1 protein-coding gene and 1 pseudogene are annotated in these 1501 nt (G+C 63.6%); one reads left to right on the top strand and one right to left on the bottom strand.

Features of this window, described 5'->3' with window-relative positions; genetic code table 11:
- Positions 1-254 (top strand): annotated as a pseudogene (locus WBF82_RS23080) (alpha/beta hydrolase family esterase); the annotation flags it as partial.
- Between the two features lies 1 nt (position 255).
- Here the strand turns inward: WBF82_RS23080 and WBF82_RS23075 are convergent.
- On the bottom strand, positions 256-1501 hold a 1246-nt coding region (locus WBF82_RS23075; RefSeq protein WP_424385253.1), incomplete at its 5' end, for a PE-PPE domain-containing protein.

Here is a 1501-nt window from a genome sequence, read left to right as displayed (position 1 = left end):
GCCCACCGATACCCGACGTCGACGCGTTCTGGCGCAAGGTCGACCAGTGCGACCCGCCCGATGTCAAAACCACGGCCCTGGTCACCACATCGACCGCGGCGTGCGCCGAGCATCGCGGCGTCGAGTTGGTCACCGTCGAGGGCGGTCGACACCAGTGGCCCGGCGGGACCACGTTTCTCGAACGATTGGGCCCGCGCAACGCGTTGAACGCCACCCAGACCATCTGGCAGTTCTTCGCGGCTCACGCTGGCTGAACTAGAGCCCCGGGATCAGGTCCACCAGGTTGAGCAGCGTCCCTGCGGCCGCCTCCAGGACGGGTGCGGCCGCCCCATAGCCGAAGGCGAACGGCACCAGCGCGATGTCGGCGGCGATCGGATCACCAATGGCGCCAAGCAGATTCCCGGCCTCGAGTTGATCGGTAAAGAGGCTGATGTCATAGGAGGGCAGGCTGGTGAGCAGCGCGGTGACGGTGTCGGCGACGGGCACCAGGGTCGCGTAGTCGGCCGACAGGGTGGCGCTGAAATCGTTGATGAGCTCGGTCGGCGACGAGAGCAGCGTCGCATCCGAAATCGGGAAGTTGGCGAAATGACTCAACGCGGTTTGCGCAAGGCTCAGCAGCGTCGGAATGTTCAGCAGCGATTGCAGGTTCGTGGCGTCGGTGAAGCCCATCGTGTGCGCAATGCTGATCAGCTGATTGGTTATCGGATTGTCGAAAATGGACGAAATGACCTGGTAATTAGCAGGATCCTGCAGATCTTTGATGGCGGCGGTGATGCCTTGCGGGATCCCGTTGACCAGAGCGGTGAACACGTCGCCCAAGTTGAGGTCGGTCGGGAGTAGCCCCATCGGGCTGGGCACGTCGGCAAACCCCGGGCTCCAGCCGTCGGTGATGCTGCCGTAGCCATAGTTGACCAGCACCGACATGTCGGGCTGCAGCAGATCGGCCAGCGGATTGCCGATGACGGGGATCAGCCGCAGCGGGTCCAGCAGCGGCAGATCCTCGGGAACCATGTAGTAGTTGGTCAGCGTGTCGGCGGCCGATGTCGGCAGTTGGATTGCGTCGGCGAGCTGGCCGAGAAGCGGGTTGAGATAGGTGATGTGGTCAAAGAGGATCCCCAAGAACGCGTTCAGGTCGGACAGGAAGTCGATTGGGTACTTGGGGAAGTCGGCGAAGCCGTCGTATTCGTTGGTGTAGATGTCTGTCGGAAACAAATCGGCCGGCGTGGCGCCGTCGAACGTGATGCCCAGGCTCGGCACCGACGGATCCGAACCAGCGGGGATGTCGAAGCGTTCCAGCAAGCCGCCGTCGGGATTGCTGGCATCGCCGACCATGATGAAGTGCACGTCATCGCTGAGCACACCTTGGGCGGCGAGTTCCGGCTCGGTCAGCCCGGAGAAATCCGCGCTCTGCGACCAGCCGAAGACCACCACCGGGTTGGCGGCGTCCACTCCCCCGGCGGCGATCTGGCTTTGGATCGCGGAGTCCAGAATCTGTTCCTCC

Source organism: Mycobacterium sp. (assembly GCF_049673265.1).
Taxonomy (GTDB): domain Bacteria; phylum Actinomycetota; class Actinomycetes; order Mycobacteriales; family Mycobacteriaceae; genus Mycobacterium.
The sequence above is the reverse complement of the archived record's forward strand: the minus strand, read 5'-3'. Positions and strand labels throughout refer to the sequence as shown.